This window comes from uncultured Odoribacter sp., from assembly GCF_937966165.1.
Classification (GTDB): Bacteria; Bacteroidota; Bacteroidia; order Bacteroidales; family Marinifilaceae; genus Culturomica.
In genome coordinates this window covers 1-17,219 of sequence record NZ_CALCLB010000014.1, presented here as the reverse complement: position 1 = coordinate 17,219, position 17,219 = coordinate 1, and the positions used below count along the sequence as shown (strand labels likewise).

The 17,219-nt window shown below is 43.7% G+C and carries 17 protein-coding genes and 2 pseudogenes; 5 read left to right on the top strand and 14 right to left on the bottom strand.

Annotated elements, in window-relative coordinates:
* Positions 1-89: 89 nt before the first annotated feature.
* The gene (locus Q0465_RS06380) at positions 90-821 is read left to right on the top strand and encodes an SAM-dependent methyltransferase (protein ID WP_298614206.1); all 732 of its coding nucleotides are present in this window, start codon (positions 90-92) and stop codon (positions 819-821) included.
* On the opposite strand, the gene Q0465_RS06375 is transcribed toward Q0465_RS06380, so the two are convergent.
* From Q0465_RS06375 to Q0465_RS06360, 4 genes are all read right to left on the bottom strand, one after another.
* Positions 777-2,609 carry a VWA domain-containing protein gene (locus tag Q0465_RS06375; protein ID WP_298614204.1) on the bottom strand — a complete coding sequence of 611 codons (1,833 nt, stop codon included), beginning with the start codon at positions 2,607-2,609 and terminating at the stop codon, positions 777-779. The two genes, Q0465_RS06380 and Q0465_RS06375, sit on opposite strands and share 45 nt — an antisense overlap.
* Positions 2,606-3,460, bottom strand: coding sequence for an AAA family ATPase (locus tag Q0465_RS06370; RefSeq protein WP_298614202.1), 855 nt, complete (start codon positions 3,458-3,460; stop codon positions 2,606-2,608). Before Q0465_RS06370 ends, Q0465_RS06375 begins: the two co-directional genes overlap by 4 nt.
* Before the next feature lie 269 nt (positions 3,461-3,729).
* Positions 3,730-4,281, bottom strand: a complete 552-nt coding sequence (locus tag Q0465_RS06365; RefSeq protein ID WP_298614201.1) for a ferritin family protein — start codon at positions 4,279-4,281, stop codon at positions 3,730-3,732.
* Positions 4,282-4,304: 23 nt separating this feature from the next.
* Positions 4,305-4,748 carry a Fur family transcriptional regulator gene (locus Q0465_RS06360; protein ID WP_298614199.1) on the bottom strand — a complete coding sequence of 148 codons (444 nt, stop codon included), beginning with the start codon at positions 4,746-4,748 and terminating at the stop codon, positions 4,305-4,307.
* Positions 4,749-4,913: 165 nt separating this feature from the next.
* Here Q0465_RS06360 and Q0465_RS06355 point away from each other — a divergent pair, with 165 nt between their 5' ends.
* The 3 genes from Q0465_RS06355 (at position 4,914) to Q0465_RS06345 (ending at position 8,170) form a co-directional block, all read left to right on the top strand.
* Positions 4,914-5,240 carry a hypothetical protein gene (locus tag Q0465_RS06355; protein ID WP_298614197.1) on the top strand — a complete coding sequence of 109 codons (327 nt, stop codon included), beginning with the start codon at positions 4,914-4,916 and terminating at the stop codon, positions 5,238-5,240.
* 114 nt (positions 5,241-5,354) lie between these two features.
* Positions 5,355-7,484 carry a TonB-dependent receptor gene (locus Q0465_RS06350; RefSeq protein WP_298614195.1) on the top strand — a complete coding sequence of 710 codons (2,130 nt, stop codon included), beginning with the start codon at positions 5,355-5,357 and terminating at the stop codon, positions 7,482-7,484.
* A gap of 20 nt (positions 7,485-7,504) precedes the next feature.
* Positions 7,505-8,170, top strand: coding sequence for a DUF4923 family protein (locus tag Q0465_RS06345; RefSeq protein ID WP_298614193.1), 666 nt, complete (start codon positions 7,505-7,507; stop codon positions 8,168-8,170).
* A gap of 263 nt (positions 8,171-8,433) precedes the next feature.
* On the opposite strand, the pseudogene Q0465_RS06340 reads toward Q0465_RS06345, so the two are convergent.
* The 10 genes and pseudogenes from Q0465_RS06340 to Q0465_RS06295 all read right to left on the bottom strand — a co-directional run.
* Positions 8,434-8,905, bottom strand: a pseudogene (locus Q0465_RS06340) (aldo/keto reductase); the annotation flags it as partial.
* Positions 8,906-8,984: 79 nt separating this feature from the next.
* Positions 8,985-10,136, bottom strand: a complete 1,152-nt coding sequence (locus Q0465_RS06335; RefSeq protein ID WP_298614190.1) for a carboxymuconolactone decarboxylase family protein — start codon at positions 10,134-10,136, stop codon at positions 8,985-8,987.
* A gap of 17 nt (positions 10,137-10,153) precedes the next feature.
* Positions 10,154-10,819, bottom strand: coding sequence for a flavodoxin family protein (locus Q0465_RS06330; RefSeq protein WP_298614188.1), 666 nt, complete (start codon positions 10,817-10,819; stop codon positions 10,154-10,156).
* Between the two features lie 6 nt (positions 10,820-10,825).
* Complete coding sequence (locus Q0465_RS06325) at positions 10,826-11,767, bottom strand: amidohydrolase family protein (protein ID WP_298614340.1); 942 nt, start codon at positions 11,765-11,767, stop codon at positions 10,826-10,828.
* Between the two features lie 81 nt (positions 11,768-11,848).
* The gene (locus Q0465_RS06320; RefSeq protein WP_298614186.1) at positions 11,849-12,793 is read right to left on the bottom strand and encodes an aldo/keto reductase; all 945 of its coding nucleotides are present in this window, start codon (positions 12,791-12,793) and stop codon (positions 11,849-11,851) included.
* Between the two features lie 40 nt (positions 12,794-12,833).
* Entirely contained in the window at positions 12,834-13,472 is a 639-nt protein-coding gene (locus tag Q0465_RS06315) for a flavodoxin family protein (RefSeq protein ID WP_298614184.1), read from the bottom strand.
* A 10-nt stretch (positions 13,473-13,482) separates the two neighbouring features.
* A complete protein-coding gene (dmpI, locus tag Q0465_RS06310) occupies positions 13,483-13,671 on the bottom strand; it encodes a 4-oxalocrotonate tautomerase DmpI (RefSeq protein ID WP_298614182.1) in 189 nt (62 codons plus the stop codon).
* A 58-nt stretch (positions 13,672-13,729) separates the two neighbouring features.
* A pseudogene (locus Q0465_RS06305) lies at positions 13,730-14,257 on the bottom strand (flavin reductase family protein); the annotation flags it as partial.
* A 164-nt stretch (positions 14,258-14,421) separates the two neighbouring features.
* Complete coding sequence (locus tag Q0465_RS06300; protein ID WP_298614181.1) at positions 14,422-15,438, bottom strand: cyclophilin-like fold protein; 1,017 nt, start codon at positions 15,436-15,438, stop codon at positions 14,422-14,424.
* 4 nt (positions 15,439-15,442) lie between these two features.
* The gene (locus Q0465_RS06295; protein WP_298614179.1) at positions 15,443-15,655 is read right to left on the bottom strand and encodes a tautomerase family protein; all 213 of its coding nucleotides are present in this window, start codon (positions 15,653-15,655) and stop codon (positions 15,443-15,445) included.
* Between the two features lie 771 nt (positions 15,656-16,426).
* On the opposite strand from Q0465_RS06295, the gene Q0465_RS06290 reads away from it, so the two are divergent.
* The gene (locus tag Q0465_RS06290; RefSeq protein ID WP_298614177.1) at positions 16,427-17,203 is read left to right on the top strand and encodes a type IV toxin-antitoxin system AbiEi family antitoxin; all 777 of its coding nucleotides are present in this window, start codon (positions 16,427-16,429) and stop codon (positions 17,201-17,203) included.
* The last annotated feature ends 16 nt before the right edge of the window (positions 17,204-17,219 follow it).

Here is a 17,219-nt window from a genome sequence, read left to right as displayed (position 1 = left end):
TTTGATAAAAAGGATTTAACTTAGCTCTTTTTCTGAAAGAAAAGAAAAATTTCAGGGCTTTTTACTAATTTTGTCCCAAAGAATCAGGTATGGGAAAACTTTATTTATTGCCCAATGTATTAGGGGAAACAGAATTTTCAGCTGTTTTACCTTTGAAAGTAATGGAGGTCTTAAAAAGGCTGAAGGTTTTTGCAACGGAAAACCCTAAAAATACACGTCGTTTATTGAAAAAAATAGACCGGGCTATAGATGTCGGCCAACTTGTTTTTCTGGATCTGAATGAACATTCCACTCCCCGCGAAATTGAATCTTGCCTGGAGTGGCTGGAAAAAGAAGATGTCGGGATTATCTCAGAAGCCGGTTGTCCCGGGATTGCCGATCCGGGGGCAGAATTGGTTGCGCTGGCCCATGCCCGTGCTTATCAAGTTATACCCTTGGTAGGCCCTTCTTCCATAGTATTGGCCCTTATGGCATCCGGTTGTAACGGGCAGCATTTTTCTTTTAATGGTTATCTTCCGGTAAAATCCCCCGAACGCACAAAGGCCCTGAAAACTTATGAAAGACAGTCGGCCCAGGAGAACCGGACCCAAATATTCATTGAGACTCCTTACCGGAATCTGAAACTTTTTCAGGAAATACTAACTACCCTTTCCCCTTCTACCCTGTTGTGTATTGCCTGTGATTTGACCACAGAAAATGAATACATAGAAACTCTTCCCGTCAGGTCCTGGCAAGGGAAAATCCCGGATATAAATAAACGCCCTGCCATTTTTATATTATATGTGCCCGAGGGACAGCGAAGAGAAAAAAAAGAGAAATAGGATAAAAGTAATTTCATCAGCAAAAGAAATAAATTTTCGCCTGAGCCATCTTGACAAACGGTTTGCCGTTTCTATACCGGAATAAGGGATAAATTCGTCATACATATCTTCCTGATCGAAGTTGTCGATCCCTAAAGAAAGTACTTCTATATGCTGTCGTTTCGCCTCATCTACTACCTGCCTTACATGTTCTTTTGCATCTTCTCCTTCATATCCTACAACAGAAGGTGTCCCGTCTGAAATCATCAAAAACAATTTGTGAGGAGCCTCTGTCCGGAATTTCTTCAGACAATAGTCTAAAGCATAACCATCCGCATTGGCATGATTCGCTTCCTGGGAAAATAACTTATGAATTTTAAAAGGAGTTCCCCTTTTGTGGAAACAAGTAATCTCTATTCCTTCTTCATCACAACGATGTCCATATATAGAATAACTGATTCGGTTCGCATATCTTTCGAAAGCCAGTGCTAAAGCCAGAGATAATGTAATTTGCATAGGGATTTTATCTCCTGTAATCATAGAACCGGACAGGTCGAGGAGAATGACAATTTCCAGATAAACCGCAGGTAAAGGCGATTCTTCCCAGAAAATATTTTTATTAAAACGGGACTGATATAATTCTTCTTCATCCAATTCGCCGGCATCCTGTTCGTACAAAATCCGGTATTTATCCGTTTTTGCGGAAAACATAGACAACTGAAGTTGTATGCCTGAGGCCAGTTCACGGGCTTTATTCAGAATAGTTTCCGATATTTCCCCGGATTTGGCTTCGGTTTCCCGGATTTGATGTACAAATGTTCTCTCTGCCGTCTGGGAATGATGGTCTGCCGGATGTCCGGCAGGTAAATACGTATATTGTTTTTCCGGATTAAATGTTTTTTGCATACACCGGATAACAGATTCTGCCAACCGGACCTCCTGATCCGACTTATAGTTTTCCATACCTCTTAGGGCATTTTTCATTTCTTTCAAATAGAAATCTTCGTAATAAATATCCCGGATACCTGTAATACGGGTTAATTCCTCTGCCAGTTCCTCCACTTCCGGAAAAGAAAGAGCAGCGTAATTCCGGATCTTTTTCAGCACGCGCCCGACTTCCTCTATTTTCTTTTCATTTCCTGGGAAAGCGCATATATCTTTTATATAAAAAGGATCTTCCAGTATATGGGGATATAATATAAAGGTAGATATGTAATCACACAAAGCTTCTGTACCCTCCGTACCTGCCCCGTCATTTTCCGGATGTATTCCTCCGTAAAAGCCGATGCGTTTTTCAATAGCTTCCCAACCGACTGATGCAAATAAACGGCGGGCAGTATATAAAAAATGGTGATATCCCGGGAAATCGAGTACTAGTCTGGATTCCACCCTTCTGTCTTCAATAAGATGTATAAAACCGCTTAGGGACTTCGGATAAGATTTCTGTCCGGCAGCTTCCCAGTCTCTGCGGGTATACATAGCATGCGCTAATTCATGGATAAAACATCCGAAAAGAGCCTCTGTTTTGATATTCTCAGGGAGATTCAGACGCAACAATTTAATATTAAGTGCGATTTTTGAGGGAGTTGCCGATAGACAAGGGGCCTTATTGGACAATACAATAGAAGGAATTTCTCCCAGTAAATACAAGGCTATCTTTGCACTTACAGCCGTCAGGTCGGAAAGGGATTTAAAGTGAATATTTTTCCCGATCAAGGCGGACGGGACAGGAAAATCTCCCCACCATTCCCGTTCAATGTACTGATCTTCAAATATTCGTTCCAAATAGCCGGAAGTTAAATCGCTCATAACGTCTGCAATAAAGAACGGGCAATGGTTTCTTCTCCGGAAATCAGATAATTCGTAAGAATAACTTCTTCCACAATTTCCTGTAACGTATAGCCCAAAGGAAGATAAGCTGCTGCATCCAAAACCTGGCGGGTAGACAAAGAAACACTCAATACTTCTTTTTCTTCCCCCAGTCTCAAAAGACGAGCCACTTCAGCCAGACGGGAAGCTTCTGAACGGGAAATATTTTTTATTTCATGCATCAGTAAAGCTGTCTCTTCGGCCGGAGAAAGATAATCCAAGCGGGTTTTAACAAAACGGTCCTCAAAAGCCGTATCCAACCGCTGGGCCGACACATAAGCAAAACCTGTATTGCCGGCAGCTGCAAACAAAACCTGTTCACCTTTGTTATATCGTTTCCCGGAGTCTTCATCGTAGAGGTAAGACTGTTGGCGATCCAATACCGTCATCAAAAAATTAGCCGCCACAGCCGGCGTACGCGTAAGTTCATCCAAAAAAATTAATGTAGGCCGGGAAGAAATAAAAGCTTTAAAAAATTCAGACCGTACCGCTTCTGTTTTTCCACTGTCTCCGATAATCAATCCTCCGATAAACATTTTTTTCGGTTTAAAAGCCTGCCCCATATTAAATGCATAATAATCCATTCCCATGGCTTCAGCCAGTTCACGGGCAACCGAAGATTTGCCACATCCTTTCGGACCTAATAAAAAGGGATATTTTTTTAAATACAAAGTATGACATAAGAATTCCCATTTTTTCAATGGGATATAAAGCCGCCCGGAATGTTTGGGTAAACTGAAAGAAGACGGGGTTGTGAAAGTAAATAAGTCGTTATTTCTGATAGGAATCATTACTCCATTTTTCTGCAAAGATAATATTCCCCCGGAATTTACAGTCTCCTGGCATAAAGAGAAAGACAGAAATAAATCATATCCGTATAAAAAATACCCCCCATCCATTTTTAGTGCAATATTCCCGGGAACAGATCAAGACTTTTTCCGGCAAAATAAAAGTACCGGATTCCCTTTCCAGGTCCGTTGACCAATCCTGTTCAAACAAACCCTGATCAGGCATCATCCCTTATTCACTAAAAAGAACAGATGGGGGGATTTAATTTCCTTTATTTTTTGAAATAGCGGTTATATAAACCTTCAAAACCTTTTCCATGACGGGCTTCATCCTTACACATTTCGTGAACCGTATCGTGTATGGCGTCTAAGTTCAGTTTTTTAGCTAAAGTTGCAATCCGTTTTTTATCTTCACAAGCACCGGCTTCGGCTTCCATTCTTTTTTTCAGGTTTGTCTTGGTATCCCAAACCATTTCACCAAGCAATTCACAGAATTTAGATGCATGTTCCGCCTCTTCCCAGGCATAACGCTTAAAAGCTTCTGCTATTTCAGGATAACCTTCCCGGTCTGCCTGACGGCTCATAGCCAGATACATACCTACTTCTGTGCATTCTCCGTTAAAATGAGCTTTTAATCCTTCTAATACTTCAGTATCCACGCCTTGTGCAACTCCAATCACGTGCTCATCTACGAACGTAAGAGCCCCTTCCGTCTCTTCCAATTCTTTGAATTTATTTTTCGGAGCCTTACACTGAGGACAAAATTCCGGAGCTTCTTCTCCTTCATACACATAACCACATACAGTACAAATAAATTTTTTCATAACAATTTAATTTTAATAATAGCCTATTCTGTTATTACATTTTTCAGTTCTTTCGCTTTCTGACAATATTTACAATATCCTTTGTAATAGAGACGCATTTCTGTTACAGAAAATTCTTCTTTTCCTTTTGAGATTAATTTATCCAGATCTGCAACCCGGATATCATATATCTTACCACATCCGATACATATAAAATGAGCATGACCGGAGGTGTCAATATCGTAACGCACATTCCGTTCATCTATTCCCAATATACACAAAACCCCCTGTTCCGCAAATAGTTTTAACGTATTGTATACCGTCGTTTTGGATAAAGTCGGGATACTTCTGAAAAGGGCCCCGTATATTTCGTCTGCAGACGGATGCGTCCTGTACTTCATCAGATAATCCAGAATGGCAATCCGCTGCACCGAAGGCTTGATTCTGTATTTTATTAAATAATCCTGAGCTGTAAAGACTGTATCCATACTTTATTTGTAATCAGTACAAATTTGTTTTCACTACAAAAATACATATTTTTTTTAATTTTTCAAAAAAACGGAAGATTTTTATGGACCAATAGACTATTTTATATTTATTTTAAATAAATGGGTTTCTCATACATATCAGTAATATTTTTATATATTTGTCACATGTTTTTCTTAAGCGCATCAACCAACATATTAATCTATTTTCTGGTTCCGGCTTTTTTCGGAATTTTTTTCTGTATTCAGGAAAAGATCGTTCCGTCGGAAGTATTAGTAGCGGACATTAAAGCAACTGAAAAAACGGAAAATGCAAATGAATGGTATGTTGCCTGTGAAAAAAAAGAAGAAAAAATTGAATATCGGCATTCAGATTTTATCCCGGAGGTAAAACAGTTAATCTATTTCTCTCCTCATTCCCCGGGTATTTTTTCTGATTTTTCCTTTTTAAGGGCTCCTCCTGTTGTCTTTTCGGAAATTACTTTATTTGTATAAAAGTTTACCGTAGAGGCTAAGTGACTTTAGGTGAAAACTTTTTATAGAAACGGAAGTCTATTTTTTCCCTCATCGGGATTTTTATCTATTTTATTATCATTTTGATTTATGAGTATGCGTTATATATTTATAATTTTATTATGCTGCGCTTACTTTCCGGCATTTACCCAACAATCTGCGCTATTGAGTCCCGATTCAGTATACAGTATTGTCCGGCAATTGCAGGAAGTAACGGTTACTGCGGAAAAACGGGAACTGTCTCCTTCCGATATTCCGGTCGCCTTAACTGTAATCAATGAGCGGTCTATTCCGGGCGAAAATAATCCTGACTTACGTAATATTTCGGGTATAGTTCCCAATTTTTATATGCAGGAAGGAGGATTAAAACTTTCTACTCCTATGTATATTCGTGGAATCGGCACGGTCTCCGGAACTCCTCCTGTAGGCCTTTACGTAGACGGGGTGCCGGTTTTTGACAAAAATGCCTTTGTTTTTGATCTGTACGATATCCAACAGATTGAGGTGCTGAGGGGGCCGCAAACCACTTTATACGGAAGAAATAGTATCAACGGTTTAATTAATATAAATACCCGTCCGGCCGGAAATAAATTTGCCCTGAGGGGAAAAATCGGAGTGGCTAGTTATACTTCTCAGCATTACAATCTTATTCTTGACTTGCCGGTAAAGAGTGTTTACAATAAACTCTCTTTCTCCTATAATAAATCCAAAGGTTATTTTAAAAATGCCTTTGAAAACGGAAGGAGATCTAATCCGACAGAATCTTATAATGGACAATACCTGGGTAATATTTATGCTGCCCGGAATTGGAAGATTTCGTTCGGAGCGAATTATGAACATTCTTATGACGGCGGGTATGCTTATTATGCAGTAGATTCCTTGAAAAAAGAGCGGTACAGGGTAAATTATAATACTCCTTCCTCTTACAAGCGGGATTTGTTGACTTCTCATCTGAATTTGAGGAAAAAAGGACAGTATACCGCTTTTAACTGGATGACTTCTTATTCCTGGTCGAAAGACAAGCAAATTTTAGATGCTGATTTTACATATCTGGATGTGTTTGACAATCATAAGAAATCGAAGCAGAATCTGGTTACACAGGAAATAAACCTGCAATCTGTGGGCACGAAACACTGGGATTGGACGATTGGGACATTCGGGTTTTATAAGGATTTGGAAAACAAGTATCTGGCTACTTTCGGGAAAGACAAACATTATCTTTTGCCTATGCCTTTGGATGAAGCAAAGTATTACAATTCGACGGCTACGAAAGGAATAGCCGGTTACGGTCAGATTTCGGTTAAAGAATTATGGCCGGGAATGGTTTTGACGGCAGGATTGCGGTATGACTACGAGAAGGTTAGTTTAAATTACCGGGATAGTTTGTTATTGACCGGTTCCGCCCGGTTTGAGGCCTATCATGTTTCCCGAAAAGACAATGCTTTTTCTGCCTGGTTACCGAAATTTTCTTTTTTACAAAAATGGGGAAAAGGAGTTTCTGTATATGCCAATATAGCAAAAGGATATAAAGCCGGTGGATACAATATCATCGTAAATGAAATGAGTTCTCAATTTGTGGATCTGGGTTATGACAAAGAAAAGTTGTGGAATTATGAAGTCGGAATGAAGTATTTCAGTCCCGGTCAAAAATTCAACCTGACCACGGCTCTATTTTATATCGATTGGAAGGACCAGCAGATTTTTGTAATGGGAATGATGGGACCTAGTATTAAAAATGCCGGAGATGCGCGAAGTGTCGGAGGAGAAGTGGATTTGCAATGGGAGATTATTCCCCGTTTGACCTATACTTTCTCAGCAGGATATAATCATTCGGAATATTATCACCATCTGACAAAAACCTATGAAGGGAACCGTATTGTTATGTCTCCCGAATTTACGGGTCATATGGGACTCTCCTATCAATTACCCTTACATTGGCTGAGCTTTGAAAATTTTGCAGTTTCCACTACTGTTACCGGTTTCGGAACCCAGTATTTTGACGAAGCCAATTTACTGAAACAATCTCCTTATTTCCTTTGGAATCTGGACCTGCACTTTTCCGGTAAATATGCTGATTTCCATATTTGGGGAAAGAATTTACTGGATAAAGCATTTTTTACATATATGCTCAACAATCCGGTCGGAGAAAAATTACCCCAGTATTACGATATGGGGCAATCCGGCTCTCCTGCCCGTTTTGGAGCTTCTGTTTCATTTAAAATCTAACAAGGATAAAAATTTTGTATATGAAAAAGTATGTACTCTTTTCTCTGATTCTGACACTGGCAAGCGTGTTGTATTCCTGTAGTGATAGTGAGGACGAACCCAATCCGTTAATCGGTACCTGGAATTACGGACAACCTCATTTTGAATTCGAATATGCCCAGGATTCTATAGTAATCTCTGCTGGTAAAAGTAAAATGTCAATAGCTGTGGAAGATTTGAAAACAATTTTCCTGAGTATGGCAAAAGAAAAAATGGGAGATTATTTTAAAGGTATCACTTTTGCAGCCGACAATACATTGAAAGTGAATATGAGTTTACAGGACGGAACTCCCGCTACTTTAGGGGCTACTTATAAACTGGATGAACGGTATATAGAAGTAGCTCTCCGTTCAGCAGATTTAGGACAACTGACCGGAGGAACAGTACCGGATATTCCCAAAATCAGTTTTATCTACCAGCTAAATAAAAATGAATTACTGATGTATTTTGATAAAACCTATTTGAAAAATATGGTAGCTATGATGCAGGACCAGTTGCTTTCCTTGATTTTACCCAACCTCATAGACGGTTTCGACCAATTACCGGATATAGTGAAACAAAGCATTATAGATAGTTTTAAAAGTCAAATTACAACTATTTTCAATAATACCTTAAAACTTGAATTGGGGTTTACCTTGAGTAAATAATATTTGTAAGTCCAGATAAAACCGGGAGATATTAAAAGTTGACTTTAAAATAAATAATTGAATATTAACACATTAATTGGTTTTAAGCATAAGGGCTTTATTCTCTTCTAACCTTAAAAAGCAAGATAGCTCTATTCTTATGTTGACTTTCCTGCAGGTCTGCAACAAGAGTGTATCTGAGCCATTAAAACCAATTAATGTGTTATGGTTAGAACAATTACACAACCGGGTACCAAAAGTAGTAAACGTTTCCAGTGTCATCCCAGAGCTACCCGTGCCGGAGTTGTCTGTTTGGAAGCTGCAGGCTCCTTCACATATTCCGCAAGCAGAACATTATGCTCCAGATTCTCCGGACTGAAACGGGGAATCGTACTGCGGAAATCCGACCCCCCGAAAGTCGTATCCGTACCGTACTGTCAGTATGGCCTTTCCCAGAGGGCTGAACGGCACGAAACCGATACCCAATTCCTCCAGGGCAGGAAGCAATTCCTTTTCCGGATTCCGGTACCACATGGAATATTCACTTTGTACGGCCGTCAGCGGACAAACGGCATGCGCACGCTGTACTGTGGCAGGAGCGGTTTTCGAAAGACCCCAATGCAACACCTTTCCCTCCTTAATAAGTCCGGCAAACGTATCTCCCACTTCCTCAATCGGCGTATTCGGATCAACCCGGTGCTGGTAAAGCAAACCGATATGATCCGTACGTAGTTGTCTGAGCGAACCTTCCACTGCTGTTCAGCCCCGGTTTATTGTTTTTGACCATCCCCATCCGACAGTAAGCAAGATAACAAACAATTGGTAACCATCAGGATTATTTCATTTTCAGTCCGGGAATCAGCGGCATGGCGTCGATCAGTTCAAGGTGTTTCACCATATCGAGTGTTCCCTGTTTATACTTCTGAAAATGCGGAGTTGCGATATGGCTTTTGTAGGCAGCCTCATCCGCATAAATTTCCAGGATAGTTACCTCATTCAGACGCTCTTTTTCAGCTACTGCATAAAGAGCCAATACGCCGGGTTCCAACCGCATGGAGGCTTCTATTTCCTCTTTCAGAAAGACATTGTATTCCGCGAGGTGTGCCGGATCGACGGTGATCTTCGACAAGCGTACCATATTCTTCTCCGGAGCAGGTTGACCGGCCGATTTGATGGCATTTAGTGCCTTCATGGCCGGCGGAAAACCGATATAGGGAAGGCACTGGATCACAGCCGCCGTCAGCGTTTCCTTACTGTTGCCCAGTTTCAGATTACCCAGGGTATGCGAAGAAAGCTGGCTGTCGGCTTCCAGCGTAGTCAGAATGCAATAAATCAGCAGCTCACGGGTTTTTACATCCAATCCTCCCCGGGTATAAATATCCCCGAAACAATATTCCGTCAGAAAACGGGATACCTCTTTTCCCATGCCTCCCGGCACATCCGCCATTCTTTTCTCGATTTCATCCCCGTAGAGCGGCTGCTGGATAGCGCGGCCTTTTTCTCCGCGGTTTTCCTCGGTAACCGTTCCCTGCGCTTCGAGAGGAAGCGGAATACCTTGTACCTTAAATACCTCGTTCATCACCGCAATAGCGTTCAGTGTTTTGGGAAAACCGATAAAAGGGGCGCACTGATAAATCGCTTCCCGCAGTTCCACCGGGCTGACCCCCACGTGGAGGGCTGCGGCGGCATGCGCTTTCAGTTGCGGCAAAGTCTGCATCACAGCCAGGGTCGTACAGGTAATCAGTTCCCGGGTTTTATGGTCAAGATCACCGACGGCAAAAACTTCCCCGAAAATGAATTTCTGGAGAATATCCATAAACTCCGGATCAGTGCCCTGACCTGTCAATGCTTCACCGCCGAATAAGGCCGTAAACGTTTCTTTATAAAGCTCTGTTCTATCCATCTTTTTTACCTCCTCTTTATTTTCTTGTGCCATCACCGGTATACCTCCGGAAATCAGCAGAAAAGCGATAATTAATTTCTTCATACTCTTTTATTTAAAGATTATACACTCTTACCCAGGCGGTAGGCGTCGTCTCCATAGCGGGTACTTTTCACCGACCCTGCCGTCCATACGCCCGGAGCCACCACCGCCCCGCAGTCCTTCCAGCCCAGATAACGGGACAGTGTCCGGTAGTGCAGCAGCATCGGCTCTGCTTCGCTTTCGGCCGTATCGGCATAAGCCATCAGAAAAGCCGTTTTTTTCGGAGCACCTTTGATGCGTCCGTTGATCGCATAAAAACGGTCGATCACACTTTTCAGTTGGGAAGAAAAACCGAAATAATACATGGGTGTCACAAACACCACCATATCCGCCCCGACCAGATGAGGACGGACAATGGAAAAATCATCTTTCAGCACACATTCGCCATCCATTCCGCAACGATTACAAGCCATATACCCGGCCACTTTATGTTCGGCACAATTAAAGCGGAAAACGGTATGCTCGTTCTCTTCCGCCCCCTTGATAAACTGTTCGGCCAGATAATTCGTGTTCCCATTGCGACGGGGACTGCCGGTCAATACGACTATATTCATTTTCTTTGATTTTAAAGTTTCCGCAGGCAGTCCGGCTGTCCCTGCAATCCACTTGCCGGCAGATGCCGTTTTCGCCAGCAGGGCGATTGCGGCAACTGCCGCTGTGCGTTTTAAGAATTTCCGCCTGTTCATATACTATCATTTACGGAATAAGTAATTTGCATTTTCGTACAGGATCTGCTCCACATAAGGCGCAAGGGTTGCGTCCTCTTTGATCCATCTCCGCATCCCTGCCAGTCCGGCAGTCAGCACACGCTCCGGCTGGTAAGGATAGTCCGAACCGTAGAGCAGATGTTCCGGTGTAGTAATCGTCAGCAAGGTTTTCACCACTTCAGGCGTAGCACCTCCTGCCAGATCATAGTAGAGATTACGGAGGTTTGCTTCCCAATTTATCGGTTCCATAAATCCTTTTGCCTGCATCACGGGGTGAACCGCTTTCATGCGGGGAATCGCCAGCGGCAGGAACGAACCGCAATGCGGCACCACTACTTTTAGCTTCGGATAACGGGCAGGCACATTGCGCGAAATCATATTGATCACTGTGCGCGTCGTCTCGGCCGGATATTCGTAAATGGCCAGCGGTGCGGTAGCGATAATTCCTTCATTTACCGGAGCCGGTTTATGCGGATGCAGGAGTATGACAGCTCCGCGCTCGTTCAGTACCTCCATCAACGGGTCGAGTGCAGCGTCGCCGACATATTGCCCCCGACTGTTCGTTGCCAGTTTGATGCCGTCTGCGCCAAGCGTATCGAGGGCATAAACCGCTTCCCGGATAGCCGCATCTACATCCGGCAAAGGAAGCGAAGCACAAAACAGAAATTTGCCGGGATATTCCGCTTTCAGCCGGGCGCAGGCTTCATTGTACCCCCGTGTGGCACGGCGGCACTCCTCTGTATCCCCGAAATAAGGCTGGGGGGCAGGCATCGAAAGCACACTCGTCTTGATACCCGCGTCCTCCATAAACTTCAGGTGTGAAGCGACATCCCAGGCAGGCAAGGGGAACGTCTCTTCCAGTGCCGCATCATGCTGCTCCAGCAATGCCGTGAACTCCGGCAAAACAGTGTGACTGTGTACATCCATCGCCTGTTGTGCCATAGCCGTACCTGCTAAAAACAGATTCAAAATAACAACCGCATATCGTTTCATCGTCCTATCTCTTTTTTAAATCATCGGCATTTCCCACGAACCCCGTGTGTCCACGCCTGTACTTTCGGCCGCATCTTCGATGGTCTTTACATCTGCCTCTGTCAGAGAGATTCCGGTAGCCTGCACGGCATCCTGTACCTGGGCGGTTTTCGTCACCCCGATAATCGGAGTGGTTCCTTTGGCAATAGCCCAGGCCAGGGCTACCTGTGCCGGAGTGATGCCGTAACGGTCGCCCACTGTACGCATAACGCTCACAAGTTTCCCGATTTGCGGAAGCAGCGGGTTATAGGTCGCACCGCGCTGACTGCCTTCCGGCAACGGATGGGAAGTGTCGTATTTCCCGCTCAGCGCACCTTGTTCCAGCACCATGTATGCCCAGAAATCCATTCCGTTTTCCTTGCAATAGTCCAGGATTCCGGCCTTTTCCGATGAACGGTACAACAGACTGTAATGATTCTGAACGGCCGAAACGTGTACCCCTTCTTTCGACAGGATCCCTTCCGCCCGTTTGATCTGGGACAGATTGTGGTTGGAAACTCCGATGTGCTTCACTTTTCCCTCCTTTACCAGCGGAGCCAGAAGGGGAGTCCATTTTTCTACATCCGCCGGGTTGTGAATCCAATATACATCGATATAATCCGTCCCGAAGCGTTCGAGGCTTTCGGCCAGCATATCGGCTACGGGGTTTGCCGAATCGCCGGCAATCTGCGGCGTAAACTTGGTAGAAATCAGCACCTCTTCCCGCTTGCAGTTTTTTGTAAACGAAGAGAGCACCGTCTCGGAGGCTCCCATACCATATACTACGGCCGTATCCCAGAGATTCAGGCCGTTTGCCATCGCCGCATCGAATACGGGCTTCAATTCTTCCGTTCCCAAATGATTTCCGAATACCTGGTCACCGCCGACCGTTCCTGTGCCCCACGACCAGGTTCCTAATGCTATTAAAGGTTGCTTTTTCATTTTATATTCCTCCTTATTTTATTATTTCTGAAACAAAAAACTAACGGATAAAATTGGTCATTGCATGCGCTTCGTGTGCCGGAAAAGAAACTCCGGCAGCCCGTCCCGCTTCGATACACTTCAGCAGCCATGCCATATTCCGTGCAAGCGTGCGCATCGTTTGCAGCCCTTCCGCATCACGGCGGATTTCCTCCGGAGTATTCCCGTGCACGATGTTCCAATATTGCGAGGGCACGAGGGGCATATTGCAATCCGCCATATACTTATTCATCTGATCGAGTGCCGCCGTACCGCCGCTACGACGGCAGGTGGCGATGGCAGCCGCGGGTTTACCGGCGAAATGCTCACCATTAAACTCATCGATAAAAAACAGGCGGTCCATAAACGAAGTCATCGCTCCACTTACTCCGGCATAGTGGACAGGCGTGCCGAAAATAAACCCATCGTATTCGTCCATCCGGGCCACAAAATCATTGACCACGTCCTTTCTGAAACACTTTCTTTTGCCGATACAGGCCCCGCAGCCGATACACCCCGCAACGGGTGCATTACCCACCCAGAAAATGTCGGATTCCACCCCTTCCGCTTTCAGCACTCCGGCAATTTCCGTCAGGGCTGTAAACACGCATCCCTCTTTATGCGGACTACCGTTTACCAACAATACTTTTAAGCTGTTCATGGCCGAAAAACTATTTCTTCAGGTCAGGCAAAAGCACACCACCTACGCCCACATTTTCGGGTTCGTTCTCCTTGATAAATACGAAAATAGTCTGCTCCGGCAATCCCGTGATGTGGGAAGTCGATTCCGTTACTTCCTTTACCAGCTGAGCCTTCTTTTCTTTGCTCATTTTTACCAGTTCCATTGTTATCGATGGCATACTCTCTCTTTTTATTCGGTTTAATTTATCGGTTCTCTTTCCATTCTTTTCCTAAAGTCATACATTTAGCCACCACTTCGCCCGTTCGCAGATACGAATAGGTCGGCATCTCAAACAGAATCGGTTTCAGTTTCCCGTAATCGATCTTTCCGTCCTCACCCAGCACGGTTTCCTCGGCATAAGTAGCTGAAATACGGCAGATAAAGCTGTCGAAAGTATCCGTTTCGTAGTTGTCTGCCACTTCACAATCCATCACCAGTGGCGAATCGTCGATCATCGGCGTGCCGTTTTCACTGATATGATAATCGAACACTTCCGACTTATCCACCTTGGCACCGCTTACGCAACCTACATAATCCGCACGTTGGAGCAACTTATCGTCGATGGTATTCACCGATAGCCGTCCGGTAGCTTTAATCCCCTGGTTCGTATAATGCACCTTAGCCAGTGACACCAAAATACGGTCGTGCCCGATAATGCCCAGATGTCCCACCAGCACCCAGTTCGGTTTTCCGTCGACCATCGTACCGACAACCACGGCCGGCGTAGGATAAAGAGCAAGTGTATTCCCTAAATTCTTTTTCATCTTATATTCCTTTTATTATTTCTGATACAAAAATACGTCCTTACGGGCAGAGGCTTTGTGCCTGATTTACTGATATTCTTACCACATTTCAGGTTTTATTGCCGGATTAAACACAATCGCTTCCCTTCCGGCAGCATAGCGAAAGGAGTAGAGTGGTAACCCTTTTATTGCTTTTCAAACTTTACGGCAACATCCCCTGCCACATTCAACGCACTGATACCGTCACCGTCGATGTGGCCGATCTTAATCAGATCATTGGTCTGCGACCAGTTCTTACAGAAAATCGCCACATTGCCCCACGGGACATAAATTGTAATGTCACCGGGTACAGGCGTACAGCCGCGTGTGACGCCCGCCGTTGTCAGCGCGGGCGACGGATAAAAAATCTTTTCGGTTATATTATTATAGTCATTGAGTGTCACCTCCAGCGGCAGGCGCGACAGGAAATCCCGTCCTGCGGCATTGTCTTCCATCGTGGCGGTAATGGTGCGGCCGCCAACCGTAATATTCATTTTCATAGACGTATTGTTATTATTATTTTCTTCCCGGTTGGCTCCGAGTTGTTCGAGCCATGTAGTCACGCGGCTTGCCATTTGCGAAAGCGTTGAAGAAGTCAGCAACAGGGTTTCGGTAAAAGTTGCACCGGAACAAAGCCCTTTTGCCTCGCTGACCGATGAAGAGATACCGCTGCTACCGCTCGTCGCGAACAAGGCAATGCGTTTACCTGCCAACTTCGCGGCATGTTCGTGCAGAAACGTCTGCATCGGAGTGGCCATGCTTCCGTACCAGATCGGATAACCGACGAAAATCAGATCGTACTTCCCGAAGCTCTCCACCGAAGTTTTAATTGCGGGATAATTTCCCTCTCGGATTGCTGCCAGTTCCGTCTGGGCCCGGCTGAGCATGGCATTGTAATCACTCTCAAAAGCAGTCTGGGGTTCCACCTCCAGGATATCGCAGTCAAGCGTTGTTTGAATCTGCTGTGCCACCCGCTCCGTATTGCTTGTACGTGAACAGTAGAGCACCAGATAGCGCCCGTTTCCACCGGGTGTGGGCGTATCCGGATTATCGTCGCCTTCTCCCGGCGTTTCCGGTGTCAGCGGATCGTTGTCCGAACCTCCGCAGGATGCCATGGACATCAGGGTTACCAATAGCAGGGGGATAAATAAAAACTTTCTCATACCGCTACTTTTTATTAGGGTTTATTAAAATATGCTCTTCCGGGAAACGTTTCATCGAATCGTCCCAGTCTTCCAGTTCCACGTCCTCAACGGACACGGAAACAAATTTTTCATCCACGCCGAGCGTTTCCATCAGCGTGTCACGAAGCCTTTCGGCCAGTTCTTGTTTTACTTCCCGGTTACGTCCGGGCAACATACTTACTGCAATGTGTGGCATAATCTTTTCATTTATAGTTCTTCCAATACAAAAATAGACAGCTCCAGGCAACAACTTTGTAGACAATTCATCGGAATTATTACCATTATTCCGGTTTCTGTCACTCGTTTCTCCTATTTGCCCGATAAAACAAAAATTCCCGTAAGTCAGTAACTTAGAAGTATAAAAGTAAATATGAAAATCGAGATAGCGGAAAGTACAGAAATAAAATTGAGAAACAGAGAGTTAGGATAGAATGCTAAAACAGGTTAAAGCCAACGAAAACCGTTCAAAAGCCAAGTTAAAACGGAGCGATGTTGCTAATCCGTAACCCCGCATTCAGGTTATGGAATAGACACGAAAAAAGAAGGATAACGATTTGGGATTTAATGGTTTCCGAATGATAAGATATTACCCGTTCCTCCATACATAAATTGCCTGTACGGTATCAACGCGGCCGCCAAACGATGCGGCATCAACAAGCATCTTTCTTGGCACTGTGCTAGCCATACGACCATTTATTATTTATTGAAAATCAATGCATTATACCACATCCTCAGTAAACCGGTAACGGTTCAGAAACGAGCAGATCCCGTTTTTATACGCCATTTTCATACATACAAAGAACGCCTTTTAAGTATAAAAATTATGTTTCAAGTTTAGTTCACAATTATATTGAGATATTTTTTAGCTTTCGTAACCCCATTTTTATGCGCCAACACTAAAAAATCAGATAAATTATCTATATTTGCAAACAACTACAGATTATGTAGTGTTTTGAAAATGTAAATTATGGATGATTTGAAATTGGATAGAAGTAATAAATGGGATCAGTTCTTTGTCGACCTGCAATCCCAAGGACGTTATGCCTTTACATTTGAAGAAGTATGTGATCATTTCAAGTCGTCTAAAAAAACATTGCTGCAAGGCTTGTATAGATATAAAACCAAGAAACAGATAGCTCAAATACGAAAAGGCTTTTATGTGATCATTCCACCTAATTATTCAAATCAGGGAATGCTCCCTCCATATTTGTTTATCGACGACCTGATGAAGTCCTTGAGTAAACCCTATTATGTAGCTTTGTTGTCTGCGGCAGCTTTGCATGGGGCAGCACATCAACAACCGATGGAATACTTTGTAATGGCAGAAACCCCGGCCCCTAGGAGTATTAATAATAAAAAATTGAAGATCTCATTTTTTTCAAAAAACTCATGGGAACAAGATGATATTGTTCAGAAAACAACCGACGTCGGTTATCTCAATGTTTCTTCTCCCGAATTGACTGCATTGGATTTACTAGCCTACGTCGATAAAATAGGGATGAATAGAACTGTTACTCTTTTACAAGAGCTAGTCCAGGCGATGAAAGCAACAGCACTCTATAGAACAGCAAGAAGATATCCAAATACTCCTGTAATCCAACGATTGGGTTATATTTTAGATAAGACATTAAGCGAAGAAAAACTGTCTAATCCTTTACTGAAGATTTTGAATGAAAGAAATATATCTCCGGTGTTATTGATTGCTCAAAATGAAAAGCAGGGAGAGTTAGACGAGACATGGTAAGTAATTAAAAATATAG

Excerpts from the sequence above, each read along its gene's own strand:
- Q0465_RS06295 (WP_298614179.1), bottom strand. The coding sequence starts at position 15,655 with ATGCCACACATTGCAGTAAGTATGTTGCCCGGACGTAACCGGGAAGTA.
- Q0465_RS06380 (WP_298614206.1), top strand. The coding sequence starts at position 90 with ATGGGAAAACTTTATTTATTGCCCAATGTATTAGGGGAAACAGAATTT.
- Q0465_RS06350 (WP_298614195.1), top strand. The coding sequence starts at position 5,355 with ATGCGTTATATATTTATAATTTTATTATGCTGCGCTTACTTTCCGGCA.
- Q0465_RS06330 (WP_298614188.1), bottom strand. The coding sequence starts at position 10,819 with ATGAACAGGCGGAAATTCTTAAAACGCACAGCGGCAGTTGCCGCAATC.
- Q0465_RS06320 (WP_298614186.1), bottom strand. The coding sequence starts at position 12,793 with ATGAAAAAGCAACCTTTAATAGCATTAGGAACCTGGTCGTGGGGCACA.
- Q0465_RS06375 (WP_298614204.1), bottom strand. The coding sequence starts at position 2,609 with ATGAGCGATTTAACTTCCGGCTATTTGGAACGAATATTTGAAGATCAG.
- dmpI (WP_298614182.1), bottom strand. The coding sequence starts at position 13,671 with ATGCCATCGATAACAATGGAACTGGTAAAAATGAGCAAAGAAAAGAAG.
- Q0465_RS06300 (WP_298614181.1), bottom strand. The coding sequence starts at position 15,438 with ATGAGAAAGTTTTTATTTATCCCCCTGCTATTGGTAACCCTGATGTCC.
- Q0465_RS06365 (WP_298614201.1), bottom strand. The coding sequence starts at position 4,281 with ATGAAAAAATTTATTTGTACTGTATGTGGTTATGTGTATGAAGGAGAA.
- Q0465_RS06335 (WP_298614190.1), bottom strand. The coding sequence starts at position 10,136 with ATGAAGAAATTAATTATCGCTTTTCTGCTGATTTCCGGAGGTATACCG.
- Q0465_RS06345 (WP_298614193.1), top strand. The coding sequence starts at position 7,505 with ATGAAAAAGTATGTACTCTTTTCTCTGATTCTGACACTGGCAAGCGTG.
- Q0465_RS06360 (WP_298614199.1), bottom strand. The coding sequence starts at position 4,748 with ATGGATACAGTCTTTACAGCTCAGGATTATTTAATAAAATACAGAATC.
- Q0465_RS06370 (WP_298614202.1), bottom strand. The coding sequence starts at position 3,460 with ATGATTCCTATCAGAAATAACGACTTATTTACTTTCACAACCCCGTCT.
- Q0465_RS06315 (WP_298614184.1), bottom strand. The coding sequence starts at position 13,472 with ATGAACAGCTTAAAAGTATTGTTGGTAAACGGTAGTCCGCATAAAGAG.
- Q0465_RS06290 (WP_298614177.1), top strand. The coding sequence starts at position 16,427 with ATGGATGATTTGAAATTGGATAGAAGTAATAAATGGGATCAGTTCTTT.
- Q0465_RS06325 (WP_298614340.1), bottom strand. The coding sequence starts at position 11,767 with ATGGATGTACACAGTCACACTGTTTTGCCGGAGTTCACGGCATTGCTG.
- Q0465_RS06355 (WP_298614197.1), top strand. The coding sequence starts at position 4,914 with ATGTTTTTCTTAAGCGCATCAACCAACATATTAATCTATTTTCTGGTT.